Source organism: Flavobacterium degerlachei (assembly GCF_900106645.1).
Classification (GTDB): domain Bacteria; phylum Bacteroidota; class Bacteroidia; order Flavobacteriales; family Flavobacteriaceae; genus Flavobacterium; species Flavobacterium degerlachei.
In genome coordinates this window covers 12,628-29,668 of the sequence record NZ_FNMV01000021.1, presented here as the reverse complement: position 1 = coordinate 29,668, position 17,041 = coordinate 12,628, and the positions used below count along the sequence as shown (strand labels likewise).

Below are 17,041 nucleotides of genomic sequence, written 5' to 3'. Positions count from 1 at the left end.
CGCTCATAAAGGATCTTTAAAATCCTGTTATAAGCGTTTTTTTATTGTCTAAAAAACGACTCTAATCAAAATAAGTGAAGTTTTTCAGTGCCCTCTATGGTAGTGCAGTATTTTTGGCCTTGGAGCAACAGGTTTGATGAGGTTATAGAGTTTATGAATACTAATAAAAAATAATTAGATCTTCTTATTTACTAGTTTTAGTAGACAGTCTGTTTTTTTGTTCAGATAAAATTTCGCTTAAAAAAGGTTTAGTTATCCCTTCTATTTCATTTTCTGAGATATTTAATGCTTTTGAATTTGCAACTAACTGCAACCAAGGTTTTGGAGCATCAAAATCATAAGAACCAAAGACAATTACTGGAGTACCTTTTACTTTTACATTTTCTTCATCTGCTAATACCCATTGGTCAGCCCAGTCATAAAGGTAACGGGCATCAGTTTCCTGAAGTCTCAAACAAGAATGTGAGGCAGGATAACCTGGTAAACTGTATTGGTGCCATCCCACACCTAATTTATTTTCTACATTAAAATTCCATTTTAAATCCCATTCGTCATCGAATGTGCTTGTAGTTTCTTCAGCCTTCCAGTTGGTATAAAAAAGACCAGTAGGAGTCATGTCTTTTTTTCGACCCATACTAGTTGGTCCTGTATAGATTAACTCTCCATATTCATAAGCAGCAAATGTTTGCGTTGGGTATGAAAAATAGATTAGTTTATCTACAGCCTCAATGGATGCAATATGAGTGGGGAAGGGAAGGTAAAACTCGAGATCACCGCTAAAATCCGCAGGGATAATCACAGAATCCATTTGAGTAAAATTTTCTTTATCAGTTCTGTTAAGCGCCAGTGCAATTCGCATTTTTGCATTGTCGGTTGCATTTGTTTCTAACCACTGTTTAGTATTTTCTAAGGTGTAAGAAGTTGTTTTTGGTTCTTTGCGAACGCGAACTTTCTTAGTAGTAGTCTCAGGAGATTCATTTTGCTTACAAGAAAATGACACTGCCATAATTGTAAAAAGGATAATTAATTTTTTCATAGGTAATTTATATACTACAAAATTGGCTTAATTAATTAGCTTTTATATTATACAATTATTTCAATATGTTATTTTATTCACATATTCTCATGCCCTTAGATGCAGTGTAATAGTTAGTTGATAGACTCTTTTTTCCTCGAAAGTGTTTCAATTGTTCCTAAGCGTAAATCAATGTATAGTTGATTTTTTTATTGATAGGGTAGGGTAAACTAGTTTTAAGTTGTCTTACTGTTGAAGTCAAGAATACAAACGATAGTGTACTATCATTAAAATTTAAATTATGAAAACAATCAAAACTGTATTGACAATAGTATTATTTGGAGCTATAGCTACCCTAAATGCACAAGAAGCCAAAGTTTCGCAAGAAACACGCATAACTACAAATCAAGAAAAACTGTCCTATTACGAACAAAGAGGAGCAGAAGATGCGAATTATGATCTGAAATTTAAAGCAAAAAGCAAAAGTGATGAAGAATCATTCTGGAAAGAACAAAAACAGTATGAAATAGAGTTAAAGAAGGATAATAGAAGAGCATACCGAGCATATATGCAAGGAAAAAAAGATGCCTATGCGGAACATCACCATCATTGCGATGACCATTGTTACCACAGTGATTCGTTTTACCATCATGCAGGATTTTATTATTCACAATACGACCATCGTAGTTATGAAAGAAGTCCTAGCAGAACTTCGGTTAAAACACAAGTTGGTGTACGCACGCCAAGTGTACGATTGGGAGTTTTTTAAATAGTGGAAATTCGTACTAAAAAAACTGCTGCTTTCTTAGGTATAAAGCAGCAGTTTTTTTTAGGACTAAACTTTTAAGTAGGGCAGGTTTCTTGAATTTTGAAGTTGTGTTTCTAAATGATAATATATTTATTATTGTTGTGTTAAGCCAGAATCAACTAATAGCTTTCTCAAGCTAATTTTCTCGGTTTCAGTTAAACTTCCAAATACAAACTGAAGTAAAACTGCTTCGTAGTCATTAAGCGAAATGATATTCATTCCAATATTTTTTATTTGCTGAAAATCATTTTCTGTAGGAACCGAAAAATAGTTGCCTTCTTGAAGGTTTTGTTTCTTCATTTTTAAATTATCTCCTCTTTGTAATAATAGGATCGATTGTATTAAAAGTGCCATTCCTAGCGGATAGAGCTGAATAATATGCCAAAACAATGATTTTTCTTGGCAAACATCTAGTTGCGCAATTTCAATTATTTCGCCTGTGTCTATGCCAGCATCTGGGATGGTATGAAGTGTGCAGCCTATCTTTTTATTTTGTTCCCTGATAGCGTGAAGCGTTCCCATAATTCCTTTGTAATGGGGTAAAATAGCTGAATGAAGATTTAATAAGCCTAATTTTGGAACTTGAATAATGGCATCTTTAAATATTTTTCCAAAACGAATCGAAATAAATAAATCGGGCTCATACAGTTTCATCTCCGTAATAAACTCTTCTGAATTTACATTAGTCGCTTTTTCAAATGGGAAAGAATTGAAGGTATGATCAAAAAACTCAAACGAAGATTTAAGTTTGGTGTTTTTAGCAAAACCGGCTATTTCATTATGAAAAAAATGTTTCTCATAGTATTCTAATTGAACTAAATCGGATGCTTTACCGTCTGGATTTCCTACAGATTCTGAATAATATATTCTTACGGTATGATTGCTCAATTCTTCCTTAAGTAGATTATAGGCAATATTGGCTTGAAGATCCTTGTTAAGGAATAATACTATTTTCATTTAAATGGGTGTTGTTGTCCATAATGGCAAGCCTTGCTGCTTATTGAAGTTTCAAATATAAAAATTAATGCTTAGAAAAGTAAATAATCCTTACACATCATTTCAGCTTGCTGATTTTTAAATATTGGAAATTATCCTAAAAAAAAACCGCTGCTTTCTTAGGTATAAAGCAGCGGTTTTTTTTAGGATAATACTGTATTCTAAATTATTTTTAAACGAAAAATTTTTCTGTCAGCTGTGTAAAGCTTCATGCTATTGCTTTGCGAATAGCAACAAGCACTTTATAGTTTTGCTTATTTTTAATTTTTATTAAGGTAGAAATGTTGTTTGAGTCTTTGCTTTCGCAAAAGGGACATTCAATGATTAATTGGAAACTACCTTAAGACCTACAATAGAGCCAATTAATGTTGTTAGAAAAAACAGTCTCCAGAAACTAACTGGATCTTTAAAAAAGAAGATTCCTACAAGTACAGTTCCTATAGCACCTACACCAGTCCAAACTACGTATGCAGTTCCTAATGGCAGGCTTTGCGTTGCTTTTATTAAGAGTGTCATACTCATTATTAAAGTGAATAAAAAACCTACATACCACCAATTTGATTCTGCTCCAGTAGTCTCTTTAGCCTTTCCGAGACAAAAAGCAAAGCTTACTTCAAACAAGCCCGCAATAATTAAAATAATCCAATTCATAAGAGTGTTTTTTTAGCAAAGGTCTGCAACAACATTCATATTGAATTTAACAAATGATAAAAAGCTATTTAATTTTTGATCTAATTCTGCTTAGACTTACCTGAGTAATCCCAAGATAGGATGCGATATGGCCTAAAGGTACTCGCAATAATAGATCAGGAGTATTGGTCAGTAATTCAGTATAGCGTTGTGTTGCCGTTTTTACTTGGCGCGAGATCAATCGTTCTTCTGTTTTTACTAATTCTTTTTCGGCTAATTTTCTTCCCCAGTTAGCGATATGTATGTCTTCATTATAAAGCTGCAGGAGTTCATCAGTATTTATTTCATACAATATACAATCTTCTAGCAACTCTATGTTTTCGTAGCTGGGCTCATTGTTGACATAACTTTTCATAGAAACCACAACTTGATTTTCTAATCCAAACCAAAAAGTCAAATCGCCATTTTCTAGTGAAGTATACCCTCTGACGATTCCTTTTTTGATAAAATAGATTGATTTTTCAACCTTATCAGCTTTCAAAAGTAGACTTCCTTTTTCGAGATTTATTAAGCTAGTAATCTGTTGTATTTTTAGACTAGATGCGGCAGGAATTGAATATATGTTGTTTATTATGAAATCGATGTTCATTTGAGATGTGTATTTTGTTCACTTATAAAGATGCTGATTATTGATACCGAAATAATAGGTGTTAAAAATAGTCAAAATAATCAGGACCTGAAGGCTTCTCTACTGCTCATTCTGACTAGCTCTTCGTATAGCGGGGTTTCATTATTGCGGACACGAATAATTTGTTCGCCTAGGCGAAAACAATCACATTCAGCATATCCGTTGCAATATTCTGTTAGGTTTTCTTTTGATAGTGAGATAGCGTCGTTCCTCGCTATGACTTTGATGGTTGAATTGTTTTGTTTGCTCAGTTTATGTTGCTCAGTCAGGATACTTCGCAGAGCAGGGGGTAGCTAATAAAAAAAAGTTTTTTGGGCGTTAAAAATTTTCCTTATTTCGATACTATATATTTTCTTAAATCAGAGGTCAGAATATCATTTAATTCCTTTTTATTACTGGCAGCACTTTCAATAAAAGCAAATCCAAATACAGGATATTTATTTATATCTAATTCTCTAATTAATATCGGTTTTTCAAAATCTTTAGCAAGATCTGAATAGTTAAATCTTAAAATATCCGAAGGGATTATTCCCGAATTATTATCCAAAATAATGACACTAAATATTTTATTCTCTTTTCCTCTAAATATAGTATCCCAGTCTGGTTTTTTGTTTTCACAAAAGCATTTGTATTCATTAAATCCTAAAGTTACTCCCATAAGGTCAGCTGTAGTGCAAAACCCACCGAATCGTAAAGGGTTTACTTCGATAGGGATTATTTTCCCATTTTCATCTATCCGCACTTCTGCATGAGCCGGGAAATTATTTAAATGTAACTCTTTACCAATTTTAGTTAAAAAATATTCAAGATCAGTTTTATACTTTTCAATGATTGCTTTGGATGTTGAATAAACCCGATCACTTGTATCTGTTCCGGATGAAAAGAGGTGATGTAAAACGTTTAACAAAACAGCATCTCCATTATTGTCGTAATAATAATCGATTGCATATTCTTCTCCTCGAATAAATTCTTCGATAATAAATGTACTTGTGTTTAATACATTTTCAGGAAATATACTTTTAAGTTTATCAGCTTGTAACTCACTTTTAGCTTTTAACCAGTCTTTTTCATTTTCTACGATATGAACTCCTATGCTAAAGAAACCAACAGCAGGTTTAATTACAAATGGGAAACGTATTTCATCATCGGACAATCGTTGAATTTCTTCAATACCTATTTGCTTGAAATAAAAGTCGGGAAATAACTCTTTTATAAGTTTCCTAAACCTTACTTTATTTTTTAAAACGTGTAATTGTCTTGATAATTCACTTTCTCCATAGTATTGATCGATCCAAGCTAATGCGTTCTCTGAATTGCTATAAAGAGAACTTTCTGGATTTTTTTTTAGTAAAGCGATTGCTTCCTCTTCGGCTATCCATGCCAGAGAATCATCTTTTACCAATTCTTTGGCTACTTTGGTTGCAATTATTTTATAATTATTGTCTTTTATTGTTTCGATAAGAAAATCGGAAACAAATGGCTTGTCTATTAAGAACATACTATTTAGTTATTTTTGTTTGTAATGTATATCATATAGCCTTTGTTAAAACCATGTGCTTTTATTTCTCTTGTCAAACTGTTGTCATTGTCAAGCTACAACGTATCATTACGAATTAAAGAATATATTTTGATTCGCCGCCAGCTTGTAAAAACAGCTCGTTTATTTCCTTCTTAAATCCAACTATATCTTGTTCTCTGTCCTTATATTGATCAATTAATTGTTCCAATTTATTTTTTATTTTGGCTAATTCTGCAATCCGTTTTTCTTTTTCTCCGTTTTGATACGTTAGCTCTTTATTAGCAATTATCAATTCAGCTGCACGTTTCGCTTTCTCCTCGCTTTGAAAGGCAAGTTCTATATTAGCAATTACTAATTCGGCTGCCCGTTTCTTTTTCTCTTCGGTTTGAAAATCCAATTCCAAATTAGCAATAATTAACGCGGCTACTCGCTTTCCTTTTTCTTCATTTTGAGTAAAAATCACTTTATAAGCATTGACTAATTCTTGTGTCAGTTGTTCACGTGTCTTGTCGTCAGTATCTTTTAAAGAATTTATGTAATGGAATTCTTGCTTTGGTTCCATTATTTCTTTAATGAGGTCATGTACTATCTCGTCCCTGCTGTCCATATTACTATTTATTCTGATTAAATGACTCTTCGTTTTTTTATGATTGGTCAGAACGTTCCCGTTCTTTGCCGTGTTTTGCAGTTTTAAAAAGGAGTATTTTCGGCTAAACGAAAATACGAATTAAAACGGAAATTCCACTAAATCAAACATTATACCATAACTGCTGTTGTATGCTGTTTTTATCTTCCGTGATATGCCATATTTGGCAATGGTTCATTATTCTTTAAATACCTATCAAACCAATTTATTACTTGTTCATTTACTTCTTTTTCGTGTTCCGAAATTCCATGGTCGCCACCTTCAAACATTATTAGTCTATAAGGAATTCTGTTTTTTTCAAATTCCAAAGCAAGGTTTAAACTTTGTGTTGGTTTAACTCTCCAATCAGAATTTCCGTGCATCATTAAAATCGGAATATTTTTTGGGAATTTGTCTGCCCATTTGATAGCAGACCTTTTCTCTAATTCTATTTCTTTGTTTTCTGCATAATTGGGAATTAATTCTGATAGAACATCAGTTTCCATTTCAGGTCTGTCTTTAATTGAGCTAGAAATATCTGAAACTGCTCCACCAACGACAGCTACTTTTATCTCTGTCATTTTTGTTAAAGCAATATATGTCATCATTCCTCCACGACTCCAGCCATACATTCCAATTTTTTGAGTATCAGCTTCTTTTATTTCTTTCAATACTTTTGGAAGTATAGTAATATCATTTACATCTTTGCCTCCAAATTCTTCTTTTCCTTCACTTCCTGCATTTCCTCTATATTGACTTGCGATTACAACATAACCTTCTTTTGCAATTTGACCAAGAGTAATTGCTCCGTTAGCGATTACTAAAGCTCCAAAATCACTATTACCACCACGATTATAAATTATACAAGGATATTTCCCGTCTTTTTTAGGTTTTACTAAAAGGCCATTTATTTTCAAGCCATCACTTAAATATGTTATGCTGTAAATTTCAATACTATCTAAATATTTAAAATTTTCTTTCCATTCAATTTGACCGTCTACATTTTCTGTTAAATGTTGATATATTGGTGTTTCAGATAAATTAGAAATTAATTTTTGTTTGAGAAGAATCTTGGTCTCTTGAGCTTTAGAGTTAGTAAGGACTAATATAAAGATTAATGTTATAACGTATTTCATAGTTTTTTTCAAATGGCTTACAAGGTTATGCCACTTTGAGATGGCTGGAAGTTCGTAACCGCTCAATTTTCGGGTTAACGAAAACTTAATGATGCTTTACATAGGAACAGCTGTTGTATGCCGTTTCTATTTTACGATAAATGGTTTTATCATTTCAAATATTCCAGACGAAGTTAGTCCAGTGAATATTGGTAATCCCACATTTTTTATAAGTTCTCCTATACTTAACAATTGAGGTTGAATGTCTTTTTCTTTTGAAAGTTGCTTAACTGCATAATTCATTTCTAACTCAAAATCTTCACGAATATCCTTGTCTAATTTCTCAATATCTTTCCTAATTAATGAGAACAATTCATTTACACTTTCGTTCACTTGTTTTATTTTCTGTACTTGACTTGAGTAATTTGAATCTTGCTGAATTTGGAATGGTGCATTTATGTCACCTGTTGAAATTGTATAACTTTTTGACTCAGATTTAGGATTCTTAACATCGAGCCAATCTTGAATTATTTTTGCATAAGAGTTACGATTACCACGTTCAACTAAGGGTAAAATAGTGTAATTTATTTGAGAAAGAAATTCAGTTGGATTTCCTAAATATCTTTCCAAGTGATAATCCAAAAATAGAGGAACTTTATAAATTGGTTTTAGAGAATACATTACTTTTCGAAACTTCATATCGTACTCTCGGTCAGTAGCCGTTTTAAATACTTTATTAATTTGAATCGAACCACCACTAGCATTTATTTGATTTTGACTCATTTCATTACCAAAATACGGAATTTCAAATTCATTTGCTTCTTGTCCTTTTTCTGAAATTGCATAAAATGTGTTCATTTTTTAATTTTTTTATGAAAGTATAAATTATATAAGTTCTTTTTTCGCCAATTTTCATTTAAATGGCATATAACTAGTACATAGGTCTGATAAAGTTAGACTTATCATCCCAAATTAAGTTAGATAAGTCTGACTAGAGTAAGACCTTATCTATTATCAAATATATAATAATTATCCTATAGATTATTGAATGGACTCTATATTTGTTGGCGGCTTTTCGTGTTTACATGGGTTTGTATTTTGATGGTATTGTTAATTCAGTACTGTATTGCGTGAGGGATAACAGTGAAAATCCTCCCGATTTTTTCGGGAGATTGTAACGGAAAGCCCGACCTTGTTGCTATCTAAATTAAATTTTGGAACTGTGTTTTCTGCAACAAGGTCACGCCCAAATTACTAATCTACGGATGCTAAATGGGTCTTAAAAGTGTTTTTGAACCCCTTGTTAGCAGCGAATTCCCAAATCTTAATTAATTTTTTGAGATATCTAATTATCTAGTTTTCAAATTAAGCTATCTTTGCGCGCCGAACAATCGGAAGAAATACGACAATATGAAGTTTGATTTATTACAAAAAGACCCGCAGTCGAAAGCCAGAGCGGGAAGCATTACTACTGATCACGGTGTTATTGAAACACCTATTTTTATGCCTGTGGGTACTGTAGCCTCAGTAAAAGGGGTGCACCAGAGGGAACTAAAATTAGATATAAACCCGGATATCATCCTGGGAAACACCTACCATTTATACTTGCGTCCACAAACTGAAATCCTTGAAAAAGCGGGTGGATTGCATAAATTTATGAATTGGGACAGGAATATTTTGACTGATTCTGGAGGATACCAAGTGTATTCGTTATCAGCAAACCGAAAAATTAAGGAAGAGGGAGTGAAGTTCAAATCGCATATTGACGGTTCGTACCACTTTTTTACACCTGAGAATGTAATGGAAATTCAGCGTACCATAGGTGCTGATATTATCATGGCATTTGACGAGTGTACGCCTTACCCTTGTGATTATAACTATGCAAAGCGCTCTATGAAAATGACCCACCGCTGGTTAGACCGTTGTGTGAATCATTTGGATAAAGTGCCTGTGAAATACGGTTACGATCAAGCATTTTTTCCTATTGTACAAGGAAGTTGTTATAAGGACTTGCGTCAACAATCAGCAGAATATATTGCTAATTCAAACCAAGTAGGAAACGCTATTGGTGGGCTTTCAGTAGGGGAACCTGCAGAGGAAATGTACGCAATGACGGAAGTGGTTTGTGAGATTTTGCCGGAAGACAAACCCCGTTACCTAATGGGAGTGGGAACTCCAATTAATATTTTGGAAAACATTGCTCTTGGAGTTGATATGTTTGACTGTGTGATGCCTACGCGTAACGCCAGAAACGGAATGTTGTTTACTGCTAACGGGACGATCAATATCAAGAACAAGAAATGGGAAGATGACTTTTCGCCTATTGACGAAATGGCCATCACTTATGTGGATACTGAATACACGAAAGCGTATTTACGTCACTTGTTTGCTGCCAATGAATACCTAGGAAAACAAATTGCTACGATTCATAATCTTGGATTTTATATGTGGTTGGTTCGTGAGGCCAGAAAACATATCATAGCTGGTGATTTCAGACCTTGGAAAGAAATGATGGTGAAGAATATGAGTCAAAGATTATAAAAAAATGTTTAAAGTTTTTTTAGTTTAAAGTTTGAAACTCCCAGCGTGAATTTGAAACTGTTCTAAACCTTAAACTTTTAAACCTTAAACCTTAAACTTTTTTAAATGTTAACAATAATAGATAAATACATCCTGAAAAGATATTTAGCCACTTTTGCGGCTATGTTATTGATGTTTATACCTATTGGGATTATCATTGACGTATCAGAGAAGGTGAATAAAATGATAGAAAACAAGATTCCAATATTGGAAATTGCGATTTATTATTATCATTTTACCATCTATTTCGCCAATAACTTATTTCCCATTTTTTTGTTTTTGTCCATTATTTGGTTTACCTCAAAACTGGCCAATAATACAGAGATTATTGCCATTTTAGGTTCGGGGATATCTTTTACACGATTTTTGAGACCGTACATTATTGGTGCTTCGATTGTTTCAATATTCGTTTTATTGATGGGTTTCTGGGTTGTTCCTGCATCTAGCGAAGGTTTCAATAACTTTAGATATACCTATCTAAAAGGAGGAGGAAAGGAACAAATGCGTGGAGATAATACGGATGTTTACAGACAAATCAATGACAATGAGTTTTTGTATGTCAACAGTTTTAATCCAGTGTCTAATGTAGCCTTTAATTTTGCTTTGGAAAAATTCAAGAAGGACCAATTAGTCTCTAAGATTACGGCTAGCAGAATAAAATGGAATCCAGAAGACAGTACCTACACCATGTATGATTTTACAAAAAGGACTGTGGGTGTATTAGGCGATAAAATAGAGAAAATGCCGGAGAAAAAGACGAAGTTCAGTTTTGAACTGGAAGATTTGACTCCTGTGGTATATATCGCTGAAACATTGAGCTTGAGTGAATTATTAGATTTTATCGATAAAGAGAAAAAACGAGGTTCTTCTAATATCAACGTCTACATGGTCGTTTTATATAAGAAATTCAGTGTGCCCGTTTCGGCCTTTATCTTAACTATAATTGCCGTTTCTGTTTCTGCCATGAAGCGTAGGGGAGGAATGGGAATGAATCTTACCATAGGAATCGCACTGGCGTTTGCTTATGTATTTTTTGATAAGGTTTTTGGCGTACTTGCTGAAAAATCCAGTTTTTCACCTTTGATTGCGGTTTGGTTTCCAAATTTTGCTTTTGGAATTTTAGCGATCTTTTTACTACGAAATGCAAAACGATAAATTTAAAAGTTATTTAAACCTTCATTTAATTGTTTTTATCTGGGGTTTTACAGCCATTTTAGGCGCATTAATCACTATTTCTGCCGATGCTATCGTTTGGTATCGCATGCTGCTTGCGGGTGTTTTTTTAGGAGCATTTATTGTATTTAAAAAAAAATCATTTCGAATTCCCACCACTGCACTGCTCAAGTTGGTTTTTGTAGGCTTGCTAATCGCCCTGCATTGGATTACTTTTTTTCACGCCATTCATGTCTCTAATGTTTCTATAACACTTTCCATTTTTTCATTGGGTGCTTTTTTTGCATCCCTACTGGAACCGCTTTTTTATGGTAGAAAAGTGTTGTGGTACGAAGTGCTCTTTGGTCTGGTTATCATTGCGGGACTAGGAATGATCATGAAAGTTGAAATTAGCTATCTGGAAGGAATGATATACGCTTTGGTATCCATCATTCTAGGAGTGTTGTTTACGCTTATGAATGGGAAGCTTATTGAAAAGCACGATTCTTCAGTAATTTCCTTTTATGAGTTTATCGCGGGAGTTTTCTTTATTTCGATTTATTTTTTATTCCAAAATAAATTCTCAGCTGATTTCTTTGTTTTGACCTTTAATAACTGGATGTTGATATTAATTTTGGCTTCGATCTGTACCGCTTATGCATTTACGGCATCTGTAAAAGTGATGGAAAAACTGAGCCCTTATACGGTGATGCTGACGACAAATTTAGAGCCGGTTTATGGTATTATTTTGGCCTATTTCATCATTGGAGGAAAAGAAAAAATGAGTACTTCGTTTTATATTGGAGCCGTAATAATCTTAATCACGGTAATCCTAAACGGAATTATCAAGCACCAAGATAAGAAAGTCAAAGCATAATTCTTTTTTGATTTTTGGCTTTTATGCTAGATAAGCTAAGACGTTAATATCGATTTTGGTTGATAAAGTAGCCATCGAATTTTCTCGAATTGAATCCCATTTATACAGCGTTTATTGAATAAACTATTGTAGTGTGACTGTGTTGCAAGTGATTATATTTCAGTACTTTTGAAGCTCATCGGTACCTAATTCCACAATTGAGAAATGAGTAAAAAAGCAAAAATAATAGGGCTTTCAATATTTGCTGTAATAATGATATTTGTGTGCAAGTACGTATACGATATGAATATCAATCATAATTTTGAAACCATTACGGAAGGAAAAGTATATAAATCAGCTGTTATTCCGCCAGATGAAATTGCTAGTTACGTTAAGAAATATCATATAAAATCAATTGTTGATTTACGAATGCCTGGGACAAACGATTTGGTTTTAAACCCAGAAAGCCCTGGTGAATTGCAGGCGGAAAGAGCCGCAGTTGCAAATATTGGTGGAGTTAATTATTTCAGTAATCCATCAGAGCAGGTACCCAACGAACAAAACATAGCAGTTTTTACCAAAATAATGGATAACAAGGATAATTATCCAATACTGATCCATTGTTACCACGGTACAGGTAGAGCCGAAATGTATGCTGCACTATATCGAATAGAATATGAAAACTTTACTAATGAGGCCGCACGACAAGGAGTGAGGACATTGATTAAATTCAGTTCATTTGATGACGGAACTCCCAAAGGCGAGTATCTAAAAGGATACAAATCGCGAAAGCAGTTGTCAAACAAACAATAAGAGAATACTGAATATTGTGGATTGATATTTAAATTTTAGAATCACTTTGATGACTTCTGATTAAATGTGCTAATGTATTTATTTAGAATTATTTAACAGTTTTAAATTCAGATTTACTCGTGGTTTTTGAAATGTATTTGGCTATTTTTGAAAGTGTTGACGCAGGCTTTTGAGACTTAAATAGAAAATATAGCATTATGAATGATTTAATATTTTATATTTGCACTTCCAAATTAAAAACGAAAACGCACAAATCCTATGGAATATTTAGATTTTGAGCTTCCTATAAAAGAACTAGAAGATCAGTTAGCAAAATGTCAAGTGATCGGTCAGGAATCTGAGGTTGATGTTACCAATACGTGTAAACAAATCAACAAGAAACTAATAGAAACAAAAAAGCATATTTATAAAAACTTGACAGCATGGCAACGTGTACAATTGTCAAGACATCCAAATAGGCCTTACACTCTAGATCACATTAAAGCTCTTTGCGGAGACACTTTCCTAGAGCTTCACGGAGACAGAGGTTTTAAAGATGATAAAGCCATGATAGGTGGTTTGGGTAAAATTGACGGTCAATCTTTTATGATTGTCGGACAACAAAAAGGATACAATACTAAAACACGTCAGTACAGAAACTTTGGGATGGCAAATCCTGAAGGGTACCGTAAAGCATTGCGCTTGATGAAAATGGCTGAGAAGTTTGGTATTCCTGTTTTAACACTAATAGATACTCCAGGAGCTTATCCAGGACTAGAAGCAGAAGAACGCGGACAAGGAGAAGCGATTGCAAGAAATATATTTGAGATGGTTCGTCTTAAAGTGCCTATTATTACCATTATTGTAGGTGAAGGTGCTTCAGGTGGAGCATTAGGAATAGGAGTGGGAGACAAAGTATATATGTTAGAAAACACATGGTACTCTGTAATTTCGCCAGAATCATGCTCTTCTATTTTATGGAAAAGCTGGGAGTACAAGGAACAAGCTGCCGAAGCTTTGAAATTGACTTCATCTGATATGAAGAGACAAAAACTAATTGATGATATTATTCCTGAACCATTAGGAGGAGCACATTACGATAGAGAAACAACATTCAAAACTGTCGAGCAATATATCACTAAAGGATATAATGAATTGAAAGACTTATCAACAAAGGACTTAATTGCCCAGAGGATGGATAAATACAGTAAAATGGGCGAATATAAAGAGTAAAATCTTACAAACGTAGAACTAATCCGAAGCCTTGCCGTTTCGGATTTTTTTTGGGTTATAAACAAAAAAGAGTTACTTATCAACAGATATTTGTAATAAGTCAACAGCAATATTTTTTAATTTTATGTTACTTTCGCTTTATGGAAAACTTCAAAAATGTAAACCCAATTAAGGTTGATAAAACGACAATAATAAACCTCGAAAAGGGGAAGCTACCACCACAGGTATTAGAGCTTGAAGAAGCAGTTCTAGGTGCCATGATGATTGACAAAAAAGGAGTAGATGACGTAATTGACATTCTACAGCCAGATGCTTTTTATAAAGAAGCACACAAACATATTTTTGAGGCAATTGTACAATTGTTTACAGAGACTCAGCCAATTGACTTGTTGACAGTCTCTGCACAATTGAAGAAAAATGCCAAATTAGATTTAGCAGGTGGAGATTTCTACCTGATTCAGCTTACGCAAAAGGTTTCCTCATCAGCCCATATTGAATTTCACTCCAGAATTATTCTTCAGAAGTTTATTCAGCGTAGTTTGATTCGTATTTCATCAGAAATAATTGAGGATTCTTATGACGACTCAGCCGATGTTTTTGATTTATTAGACAAGGCGGAATCTAAATTATACGAAGTTACCCAGGGGAATATTAAACGTAGTTCTGAAACAGCACAGAGTTTAGTGTTGCAAGCAAAAAAACGTATTGAAGAAATCGCCGGTCAAGAAGGATTGAGTGGTGTGGCTACTGGTTTTGAAAAACTAGATAAGATTACATCTGGATGGCAGCCAAGTGATTTAATTATTATCGCGGCAAGACCAGCGATGGGTAAGACTGCATTCGTATTATCAATGGCCAGAAATATGGCAATTGATTTTGGAATGCCAGTTGCGTTATTCTCTCTTGAGATGGCTTCAGTACAGTTAATTACTCGTTTAATATCGTCTGAGACAGGATTGTCATCAGAGAAATTACGTACTGGTAAATTAGAAAAACACGAATGGGAACAGTTGAGTACCAAAGTTAAAAATTTGGAGAAAGCACCTTTGTTTATTGATGATACTCCTTCACTTTCTATTTTTGATTTACGTGCCAAAGCAAGACGTTTAGTTTCGCAACATGGAATCCGAATCATCATTGTAGATTACTTGCAATTGATGACTGCCGGAGGAAACGGTAAAGGAGGAGGAAATAGAGAACAAGAAATCTCTACTATTTCCCGAAACTTAAAAGCATTAGCAAAAGAATTAAATGTGCCAGTTATTGCACTTTCGCAATTATCGCGTGCTGTTGAGACTCGTGGATCTAGTAAAAGACCTTTGCTTTCTGACCTTCGTGAATCGGGTGCGATTGAGCAAGATGCGGATATCGTGTCCTTCTTATATCGTCCTGAATATTATAAAATTGATGAGTGGGATGATGATGAAGCTTCACCGACCGCTGGTCAAGCCGAAATTATGATTGCAAAACACCGTAATGGTAGTATTGAAAACGTTCGTTTGAAGTTTATAGGACATCTTGGTAAGTTTGATAACTTAGAAGATCATTCTGGTGGTTACGATGATTTACCTTCGTCAATGAATCAGGATGATAATCCGTTTGTAACAAAAAATCTTCCATCGCCACATGAAGCCTTTGGAAGTAATTTGAATGACGACGACGATGATAGCGATATGCCATTTTAGATAATCAAAAAGCCTATTTTAATAGGCTTTTTTTATGCCTTTATTTTTTCAGGTAGATTCATTGTATACATGTGATTACTGTTTTTGGTTATTTTTTCAACTAATAAAATGCAGTATTTTTTATGTTAAAAACGTAAAAAATACTACTTTAGCAGTGTATTATATTGCTTGATAACTAGATTTTTAAGAACTTAAAAAATTAATATTAATGTCTAAAGAAAACACATTGGGAAAATTATCAGAAAAAGTAGGGTTTGCAATAAACTCAATTCCATTAAAAACAGCTCAAAAATGGGCGAAACGCTGGACTCAAAAAGAAGGTAAATACAATAAACATCATGAGTTAAACGCTTTTTTAATTCCGGCAGTCGATTTAAGAGAATTATTAGAAGAAGGTGGAACTCATGTTCGAGCTTACATTGGTGTTCAAAAGGTAAAGGCTGAACAGGAAGGTGATAAACCAACTTATATTGAAAAGTTAATGTTTGTAGGGACAAAATATAATCCTGAAACAAAAATATACGAAGATCTGATTACTACTCCTGGTAAAGGTGTAAGTGTTGGAGAAGATGCTGATGATATCTATGATTTTACAAAGCCATGTCCTCCATATAATGATCCTAATAGTCCTTTAGAAGTTTAATTATGAGCTACATTTGGCATTTAATAGCAAATATTGGTTATTTTCTTTTATTTGTAAATTTAGTATTGTTTAGTATACGATTAGGTACTGGTGGCAAAGCCAATAAAATATTTACGGTTTATCTATTAGTCATTTTGGTAATCCAACTGATTTCTGGTTATTTATCCTCCTTGAGAATTAATAATCTCTTTTTGTCTCATTTTTATTTTTTAGGCCAGTTTGTATTTCTAAGTCTTTTTTATAAATCTCTTTTTACTAACTCTTTACAAAGAAAAATTATAAACATTGGTTTTGTAAGTTGCTTTGCTATTTTAGGAATTCAATACAGTCTAGATAGTAGTTTGCTATTTAAATTTAATTTATTCGAGATATTTTTAACCTCTTTTATATTAATTATTTACAGTGTGTTTTATTTTTATAATATGCTAACTGCTAAAAAGCAATTCTATTACATAAATATTGGTATTATGCTTTATTTATTTGGTAGTACAATACTGTTTTTTGTAGGTAATCTTACTGCTTTAATGAGTGCTGAAATGAGTAAAATAACTTGGGTGGCTAATGCTTTACTATATGTTATTTATCAATTGTTTATTTCTTTTGAATGGTACAAGACTTTTTCGAAAAAAGCAGTACTTACACTAGAATAATGATAGACCAATGTATGCTATTTTCCTAAAGAGTAAGATACATATAGGTTGTAG

The 17,041-nt window shown here is 33.4% G+C and carries 17 protein-coding genes; 9 read left to right on the top strand and 8 right to left on the bottom strand.

Annotated features, from left to right (window positions below):
* Window positions 1-184 precede the first annotated feature (184 nt).
* The gene (locus BLV91_RS16260; protein WP_091435177.1) at window positions 185-1,036 is read right to left on the bottom strand and encodes a L,D-transpeptidase; all 852 of its coding nucleotides are present in this window, start codon (window positions 1,034-1,036) and stop codon (window positions 185-187) included.
* Window positions 1,037-1,316: 280 nt separating this feature from the next.
* On the opposite strand from BLV91_RS16260, the gene BLV91_RS16255 reads away from it, so the two are divergent.
* Window positions 1,317-1,784 (top strand): hypothetical protein, encoded by a 468-nt coding sequence (locus BLV91_RS16255; protein WP_091435175.1) that lies wholly within the window; start codon window positions 1,317-1,319, stop codon window positions 1,782-1,784.
* A 132-nt stretch (window positions 1,785-1,916) separates the two neighbouring features.
* Here BLV91_RS16255 and BLV91_RS16250 read toward each other — a convergent pair whose 3' ends face one another.
* The 7 genes from BLV91_RS16250 to BLV91_RS16220 all read right to left on the bottom strand — a co-directional run bounded on the left by BLV91_RS16250 (window position 1,917) and on the right by BLV91_RS16220 (window position 8,254).
* Window positions 1,917-2,780 carry a formyltransferase family protein gene (locus BLV91_RS16250; RefSeq protein WP_091435173.1) on the bottom strand — a complete coding sequence of 288 codons (864 nt, stop codon included), beginning with the start codon at window positions 2,778-2,780 and terminating at the stop codon, window positions 1,917-1,919.
* Window positions 2,781-3,143: 363 nt separating this feature from the next.
* Window positions 3,144-3,470 carry a DMT family transporter gene (locus BLV91_RS16245; protein ID WP_091435171.1) on the bottom strand — a complete coding sequence of 109 codons (327 nt, stop codon included), beginning with the start codon at window positions 3,468-3,470 and terminating at the stop codon, window positions 3,144-3,146.
* Between the two features lie 64 nt (window positions 3,471-3,534).
* On the bottom strand, window positions 3,535-4,098 hold the full coding sequence (locus BLV91_RS16240; RefSeq protein ID WP_091435169.1) for a Crp/Fnr family transcriptional regulator: 564 nt from the start codon (window positions 4,096-4,098) through the stop codon (window positions 3,535-3,537).
* Between the two features lie 370 nt (window positions 4,099-4,468).
* Complete coding sequence (locus tag BLV91_RS16235) at window positions 4,469-5,635, bottom strand: ATP-grasp domain-containing protein (RefSeq protein WP_091435167.1); 1,167 nt, start codon at window positions 5,633-5,635, stop codon at window positions 4,469-4,471.
* Window positions 5,636-5,750: 115 nt separating this feature from the next.
* The gene (locus BLV91_RS17070; RefSeq protein WP_175514031.1) at window positions 5,751-6,263 is read right to left on the bottom strand and encodes a hypothetical protein; all 513 of its coding nucleotides are present in this window, start codon (window positions 6,261-6,263) and stop codon (window positions 5,751-5,753) included.
* A gap of 179 nt (window positions 6,264-6,442) precedes the next feature.
* A complete protein-coding gene (locus BLV91_RS16225) occupies window positions 6,443-7,417 on the bottom strand; it encodes an alpha/beta hydrolase family protein (RefSeq protein ID WP_091435165.1) in 975 nt (324 codons plus the stop codon).
* A gap of 126 nt (window positions 7,418-7,543) precedes the next feature.
* On the bottom strand, window positions 7,544-8,254 hold the full coding sequence (locus BLV91_RS16220) for a hypothetical protein (protein ID WP_091435163.1): 711 nt from the start codon (window positions 8,252-8,254) through the stop codon (window positions 7,544-7,546).
* A gap of 552 nt (window positions 8,255-8,806) precedes the next feature.
* Between BLV91_RS16220 and tgt the strand changes: the two genes are divergently transcribed.
* The 8 genes from tgt to BLV91_RS16180 all read left to right on the top strand — a co-directional run bounded on the left by tgt (window position 8,807) and on the right by BLV91_RS16180 (window position 16,987).
* Entirely contained in the window at window positions 8,807-9,937 is a 1,131-nt protein-coding gene (gene tgt / locus BLV91_RS16215) for a tRNA guanosine(34) transglycosylase Tgt (protein WP_091435162.1), read from the top strand.
* 105 nt (window positions 9,938-10,042) lie between these two features.
* The gene (locus BLV91_RS16210) at window positions 10,043-11,131 is read left to right on the top strand and encodes an LptF/LptG family permease (RefSeq protein WP_091435160.1); all 1,089 of its coding nucleotides are present in this window, start codon (window positions 10,043-10,045) and stop codon (window positions 11,129-11,131) included.
* Entirely contained in the window at window positions 11,118-12,005 is an 888-nt protein-coding gene (locus BLV91_RS16205; protein ID WP_091435159.1) for a DMT family transporter, read from the top strand. The genes BLV91_RS16210 and BLV91_RS16205 overlap by 14 nt, the downstream gene beginning before the upstream one ends.
* Window positions 12,006-12,209: 204 nt before the next feature.
* Window positions 12,210-12,797: a dual specificity protein phosphatase family protein gene (locus BLV91_RS16200; RefSeq protein ID WP_091435158.1), complete on the top strand. Its 588-nt coding sequence runs from the start codon at window positions 12,210-12,212 to the stop codon at window positions 12,795-12,797.
* A 258-nt stretch (window positions 12,798-13,055) separates the two neighbouring features.
* Entirely contained in the window at window positions 13,056-14,009 is a 954-nt protein-coding gene (locus BLV91_RS16195; protein WP_091435156.1) for an acetyl-CoA carboxylase carboxyltransferase subunit alpha, read from the top strand.
* 140 nt (window positions 14,010-14,149) lie between these two features.
* Window positions 14,150-15,694 (top strand): replicative DNA helicase, encoded by a 1,545-nt coding sequence (dnaB, locus tag BLV91_RS16190; RefSeq protein ID WP_091435155.1) that lies wholly within the window; start codon window positions 14,150-14,152, stop codon window positions 15,692-15,694.
* Window positions 15,695-15,902: 208 nt separating this feature from the next.
* Window positions 15,903-16,337, top strand: a complete 435-nt coding sequence (locus BLV91_RS16185) for a hypothetical protein (RefSeq protein ID WP_091435153.1) — start codon at window positions 15,903-15,905, stop codon at window positions 16,335-16,337.
* A 2-nt stretch (window positions 16,338-16,339) separates the two neighbouring features.
* Complete coding sequence (locus BLV91_RS16180) at window positions 16,340-16,987, top strand: hypothetical protein (RefSeq protein WP_091435151.1); 648 nt, start codon at window positions 16,340-16,342, stop codon at window positions 16,985-16,987.
* Window positions 16,988-17,041 lie beyond the last annotated feature (54 nt).

What these genes read in the sequence shown, in the direction of transcription:
- BLV91_RS16225 (WP_091435165.1), bottom strand. Translation starts at nt 7,417, where the DNA reads ATGAAATACGTTATAACATTAATCTTTATATTAGTCCTTACTAACTCT.
- BLV91_RS16210 (WP_091435160.1), top strand. Translation starts at nt 10,043, where the DNA reads ATGTTAACAATAATAGATAAATACATCCTGAAAAGATATTTAGCCACT.
- BLV91_RS17070 (WP_175514031.1), bottom strand. Translation starts at nt 6,263, where the DNA reads ATGGACAGCAGGGACGAGATAGTACATGACCTCATTAAAGAAATAATG.
- BLV91_RS16220 (WP_091435163.1), bottom strand. Translation starts at nt 8,254, where the DNA reads ATGAACACATTTTATGCAATTTCAGAAAAAGGACAAGAAGCAAATGAA.
- BLV91_RS16195 (WP_091435156.1), top strand. Translation starts at nt 13,056, where the DNA reads ATGGAATATTTAGATTTTGAGCTTCCTATAAAAGAACTAGAAGATCAG.
- BLV91_RS16235 (WP_091435167.1), bottom strand. Translation starts at nt 5,635, where the DNA reads ATGTTCTTAATAGACAAGCCATTTGTTTCCGATTTTCTTATCGAAACA.
- BLV91_RS16260 (WP_091435177.1), bottom strand. Translation starts at nt 1,036, where the DNA reads ATGAAAAAATTAATTATCCTTTTTACAATTATGGCAGTGTCATTTTCT.
- BLV91_RS16180 (WP_091435151.1), top strand. Translation starts at nt 16,340, where the DNA reads ATGAGCTACATTTGGCATTTAATAGCAAATATTGGTTATTTTCTTTTA.
- BLV91_RS16240 (WP_091435169.1), bottom strand. Translation starts at nt 4,098, where the DNA reads ATGAACATCGATTTCATAATAAACAACATATATTCAATTCCTGCCGCA.
- BLV91_RS16205 (WP_091435159.1), top strand. Translation starts at nt 11,118, where the DNA reads ATGCAAAACGATAAATTTAAAAGTTATTTAAACCTTCATTTAATTGTT.
- BLV91_RS16250 (WP_091435173.1), bottom strand. Translation starts at nt 2,780, where the DNA reads ATGAAAATAGTATTATTCCTTAACAAGGATCTTCAAGCCAATATTGCC.
- BLV91_RS16245 (WP_091435171.1), bottom strand. Translation starts at nt 3,470, where the DNA reads ATGAATTGGATTATTTTAATTATTGCGGGCTTGTTTGAAGTAAGCTTT.
- dnaB (WP_091435155.1), top strand. Translation starts at nt 14,150, where the DNA reads ATGGAAAACTTCAAAAATGTAAACCCAATTAAGGTTGATAAAACGACA.
- BLV91_RS16200 (WP_091435158.1), top strand. Translation starts at nt 12,210, where the DNA reads ATGAGTAAAAAAGCAAAAATAATAGGGCTTTCAATATTTGCTGTAATA.
- tgt (WP_091435162.1), top strand. Translation starts at nt 8,807, where the DNA reads ATGAAGTTTGATTTATTACAAAAAGACCCGCAGTCGAAAGCCAGAGCG.
- BLV91_RS16185 (WP_091435153.1), top strand. Translation starts at nt 15,903, where the DNA reads ATGTCTAAAGAAAACACATTGGGAAAATTATCAGAAAAAGTAGGGTTT.
- BLV91_RS16255 (WP_091435175.1), top strand. Translation starts at nt 1,317, where the DNA reads ATGAAAACAATCAAAACTGTATTGACAATAGTATTATTTGGAGCTATA.